We start from the raw sequence: 4,984 nt of genomic DNA, 5'->3' as shown, positions 1-4,984 counted from the left end.
GGGCGACGCTTGAGGCCCACGGCGACCGGGTGAACGCCGCCCATGCACGCTATCTCGAGATCCGCCGCTTGCTGCTGATCGGGCGCCTCGACGAGGCTGAGGCTCGGCTCGCCGAGCTCGATCCCACGCCATTACCGCCCGCCTTGAGGGCCGCCCATGAGCTGGTCGTGGCGGGGATTGCGATGCGACGCCTGCGCACGCAGACGGCCCGCACTGCGCTTGATCGGGCCGGGCACGCCGCGCGCCACGCCGGCATCCCAGCGCTGACCGCCGAGGTCGAAAGCGCTGCGCTCATCCTCAATACCCCCGCAGCGCGCCTGATTGCCGGTGGCGAAGAACGGCTCCTGGTGCTCGACGAAGTTGAAGCGTTGCTGGCGTCAAAGGTGTTCGTCGTGGACGCGTGTCGGCATGTGGTGCGTGACGCCGGCACCTCGGTCTCGCTCGCCAGGCGTCCGGTGTTGTTCGCGCTCGCGCGGGCGCTCGGCGAAGCGTGGCCCGCAGACGTGCCGAGGGAAACGCTCATCGCGCGAGCCTTTCGATTGAAGCTCACCGATGAGTCCCATCGCGCGCGGTTGCGAGTCGAAGTCGGGCGGCTTCGCACGGCGCTTCGGGCATTGGCCGGCGTGACCGCGACCAGGCGCGGGTTTGCGCTGGTGCCCCGCGGCGCGGCCGAGGTCGTCGTGCTGGCGCGGCCCGTCGAAGAGAAGCAGGCGGCGGTGCTTGCCTTCCTCACCGACGGTGAGTCGTGGTCGAGCTCGGCCCTGGCGCTTGCCCTTGGCGCCAGCCAGCGCACCGTGCAGCGAGCACTCGACTCGCTGGCGGTAGCCGGCAAGGTGCAGTCGTTCGGTCGCGGGCGAGCACGTCGCTGGATGACCCCGCCGGTGCCGGGATTCGCGACGACCTTGTTACTCCCCGTTCCACTGCCCAGTGACTAGGATTCACTTCACCAGCCCGTGAAGAGGAAACAAACATGAAACACTCAGCCGCTGAAATCCTCCGTGAGTATGGCCCCTTTGCGGGTGTCGACGCCGTGCATGGCGTCACCTATGACGGCCAGCACGTCTGGTTTGCTACCGGAGACAAACTGAACGCCCTCGACCCGGCGAGCGGCAAGACGCTGCGCTCGATCGAGGTCGCCGCCCATGCAGGAACGGCCTTCGACGGCCAGCACCTGTTTCAGATCGCCGAGGATCGCATCCAGAAGATCGATCCGCAGACCGGCCGTGTACTCGCCACGATCCCGGCGCCCGGCGGCAGTGACTCGGGGCTCACGTGGGCCGAAGGGACGCTCTGGGTGGGCCAGTATCGGGACCGCAAGATTCATCAAATCGATCCCCAGACCGGGGCGATTCTTCGCACCATAGAGTCCAACCGCTTCGTCACCGGCGTCACCTGGGTCGACGGAGAACTCTGGCACGGTACGTGGGAAGGCGAGGAGAGTGAACTGCGGCGAGTCGATCCGGGAACGGGAGAGGTCCTGGAAAGCCTCAAGATGCCGGCTGGGGTAGGGGTGTCGGGGCTTGAGTCCGATGGGCGCGATCAGTTTTTCTGCGGCGGCGGTGGGAGCGGGAAGGTGAGGGTTGTTCGCCGGCCTGAATGAGGCTTCGCCGCTGGCTGCGCTTGCGACAGGCGATTTTGCGACGTTTGAGTCGTGATTGACTGGCCTAATGCGAAATTATCCCGTGTTCAATCGCGTACTTTACCAGGGCCGCGGGCTTGTCGATGTTAAGTTTGCGCCGGATGCTCAGACGATGGGTCTCTACAGTCCGGACACTGATATCCAGCTCGCGGGCCATTTCCTTGTTGTTCAGGCCCTGAGCCATCTTGTACAACACCTGGCTCTCGCGCGGTGTCAGCTCATTGTCGGTACTCTTATCGGCAATCAGCCTCTGCGCGATTTCGGCACTGTAGAACGTCCCGCCACTGGCAATGGCTTCGATCGCAGCAATGATCTCCCGTGAAGGCGCGTTCTTCAGCACGTAGCCGCTGGCACCCGAGCGAACGGATTCACTCACATATTCATAGTTATCGTACATGCTGAGCACGAGCACCTTGAGCGACGGGTACTGGCCGCGTAACACTCGGGTCAGCTCAAGCCCGTTCATGTCCTTCAGGCTGATGTCGACCAGCAACAGATCCGGCTGGCAGCGCCCGACCATCTCAAGCGCATCCGCGCCATTTTCGGCTTCTCCCACCACTTCCAGGGGGGCCATTACCGCCAGCAGCGCTTTGATCCCATCGCGGACCAGGGAGTGATCGTCGACCAAGGCGACGCGGATCGGGTAGGGCAGGTTCATCGCGGGCATTCACTCTTGTTGTTATGGGGGGAGTCAGCATTTCGTACCGGGCATTTTCACCGGCAGCAGAACGTCCAGCTCACTCCTTCCAGGCGTCGATATCAGGGCGAATTGACCACCAAAATGCTCGACACGTTCACGGATATTGCGCAGGCCAATGCCGGCGTGACGACGTTCGACCTGGGCGACGTTGAAACCGATACCGTCATCGACCACGCTCAGACGTACAGCGTCCTCAGACCCGTGCAGGGTAATGGAGACGTTTTTAGCCTGTGCATGTCGTTCGATGTTGGTCAGGCCTTCTTGCACAATGCGAAACAACGAGACCGGTGCACCATCGGCCAAATGGCAGTCGCACTCGTTGTTGTTGTAGGTCACCACCAGCCCGCTGCGTTGCTCGAATTCTGTTGCCAATTGACCGATCGCCGCAGGCAGGCCCAGGGTGTCGAGCAGCGACGAGCGCAGGTCGTGGGAGAGGCTGCGAACTTCGCCAATTGCTTCCCCCAGGCGTTCCGTGGCTTCTCTTAAAATGCTCAAACCCTTGTCTTGTCCTTGTCCATTCTCCAGCACATGGCTGGCCAGTTCGAACTGAAACTTGATGGAGACGAGTACCTGGCTGATACCGTCGTGCAGCTCACGGGAAACCCGTGATCGCTCTTCCTCCTGCAAGCTGACGATACGCTGGGTCAGGCGTTGAAGTTTTTTGTCGGCCAGACGGTGTTCGCTGACGTTCAGCATCATGCCGCTGGCGAAGACAAACAGCACCGCTACCAGGGCCACCACGGCAATCGCAAGCATCGTTTTGCGGATGCCCTGAGCTACCTCGTCGCGCGCCTGCTGTGTGGCGCGTTCAACGTCCTCAAGGTAGATGCCGGTACCGAGCATCCACCCCCAACGATCCAGCATCACCACATAGGCGAGCTTGTCGGTCACTTGACCGGAAGAGGGTTTATTCCAGGCGTAGCGCTGAAAGCCTTCTCCTGATTCCGCACTTTTGAGCAACGCCTGGATCACCGGCAGGCCGTGAGGGTCTTTCATGTCCCACAGATCTTTGCCCACCAGTTCCGACTGCCGCGAGTGCATCAGACTACGGCCCTGGTGGTCGTAGACGAAGAAGTAGCCATTGATGCCGAAGCTGAGCTTGCGCAGTTCTTCCAGCACTTGTTGCTGTGCATGCTCGTCACCCTGGCCGTTGTCGTACAGCGGCGCAATCAGGCTTTGCGCCATTTCGACGTAGTTTTTAAGTTCTGCGCGCTTGCTGGCCAGAATGCTGTCTTCGATCAGTTGCGCCTGTTGATCACCCAGTTGGCGGTTCAGGGAAATCACCAGCGCGCAGATGACGGCGATCGCCAACACCAGCGGCAGAATCCCGAGCGCGACGATTTTGTGTTTGAGCTGCATCTTTGCTCCTGTCCAGACCGAACGGATGACCAGCGGTCATAGACTCATGCCGCCCGAGGTGCGGCGAAGGCTCGGCATCATATGCCAAAGATACGCTCGTTCAGTAGTCGGTTGGACGTAATGACCGGTGGATTTCAGGTATTGCACGAGCGAACTCAGTAGAACTACGTAGACGCTGCGTACGTAGTTCTGCGGATTTATTTGTAGACGGCATGCGCGGATATTGGGCCAGCTCCGCACAGCGGACACAATTATAAAAATTACCGCCGCAGTCCACTGACTGTCGGCAGGAGACTCGCAATGACCCGACTGGCTAAACACCTCGCCTGGTTTGCCGTGGCTGTCCTGGGAGCTTTTGCGCTGAGTGTTGTGGCCCTGCGCCGCGGCGAAGCCATCAACGCCCTCTGGATCGTAGTCGCAGCAGTCGCTATCTATCTCGTCGCTTACCGCTATTACAGCCTGTTCATCGCCAATAAGGTGATGCAACTGGACCCCGGTCGAGCCACCCCCGCGGTAGTCAATAACGATGGTCTGGACTACGTGCCGACCAACAAACACGTGCTCTTCGGTCACCACTTCGCAGCCATTGCCGGTGCGGGGCCGCTGGTCGGTCCGGTATTGGCGGCGCAGATGGGCTATCTGCCCGGTACGCTCTGGCTGATCGCCGGCGTGGTGCTGGCCGGTGCCGTTCAGGACTTCATGGTTCTGTTCATGTCCACCCGCCGCAACGGCCGCTCCCTGGGCGACATGGTCCGTGAAGAAATGGGCCGCATTCCCGGCATCATCGCGCTGTTTGGCTGCTTCCTGATCATGATCATCATCCTCGCGGTGCTGGCGCTGATCGTGGTCAAGGCTTTGGCCGAGAGCCCGTGGGGCATTTTCACGGTGATGGCGACCATCCCGATTGCGATGCTCATGGGCATCTACATGCGCTACATCCGCCCGGGTCGCATCGGTGAAATCTCCATCGTCGGCGTGTTGCTGTTGTTGGGTTCGATCTGGCTGGGCGGGCAGATTGCCGCCGATCCCGTGTGGGCCAAAGCCTTCAGCTTCACCGGCATCCAGATCACCTGGATGCTGATTGGCTACGGTTTCGTCGCAGCGGTACTGCCGGTCTGGCTGATTCTGGCGCCGCGTGACTACCTCTCTACGTTCCTCAAGATCGGCACCATCATGGCCCTGGCGATCGGTATCCTGATCACCATGCCTGAGCTGAAAATGCCGGCACTGACCCAGTTCACCGACGGTACCGGGCCGGTATGGAAGGGCGGGCTGTTCCCGTTCCT

The 4,984-nt window shown here is 61.2% G+C and carries 5 protein-coding genes; 3 read left to right on the top strand and 2 right to left on the bottom strand.

Annotation, left to right across the window (positions count from 1 at the left end):
• Together AC07VR_RS31535 and AC07VR_RS31530 are read left to right on the top strand one after the other, a co-directional pair.
• Positions 1-935: helix-turn-helix domain-containing protein (locus AC07VR_RS31535; RefSeq protein ID WP_495013634.1), on the top strand; the 935-nt coding region annotated here is incomplete at its 5' end.
• Between the two features lie 35 nt (positions 936-970).
• A complete protein-coding gene (locus AC07VR_RS31530; RefSeq protein WP_495013633.1) occupies positions 971-1,600 on the top strand; it encodes a Vgb family protein in 630 nt (209 codons plus the stop codon).
• A 64-nt stretch (positions 1,601-1,664) separates the two neighbouring features.
• Here the strand turns inward: AC07VR_RS31530 and AC07VR_RS31525 are convergent, their stop codons facing one another.
• Together AC07VR_RS31525 and AC07VR_RS31520 are read right to left on the bottom strand one after the other, a co-directional pair.
• Positions 1,665-2,297 (bottom strand): response regulator, encoded by a 633-nt coding sequence (locus tag AC07VR_RS31525; RefSeq protein ID WP_494991571.1) that lies wholly within the window; start codon positions 2,295-2,297, stop codon positions 1,665-1,667.
• Between the two features lie 33 nt (positions 2,298-2,330).
• Positions 2,331-3,698 carry a cache domain-containing protein gene (locus AC07VR_RS31520; RefSeq protein WP_495013632.1) on the bottom strand — a complete coding sequence of 456 codons (1,368 nt, stop codon included), beginning with the start codon at positions 3,696-3,698 and terminating at the stop codon, positions 2,331-2,333.
• 300 nt (positions 3,699-3,998) lie between these two features.
• Between AC07VR_RS31520 and AC07VR_RS31515 the strand changes: the two genes are divergently transcribed.
• The coding region (locus tag AC07VR_RS31515) for a carbon starvation CstA family protein (protein ID WP_495013631.1) at positions 3,999-4,984 on the top strand (986 nt) is incomplete at its 3' end.

This window comes from Pseudomonas sp. GW821-FHT02H09 (assembly GCF_059421425.1).
Note: the sequence above shows the minus strand (reverse complement) of the source record. Positions and strands in the feature narration are given on the sequence as shown.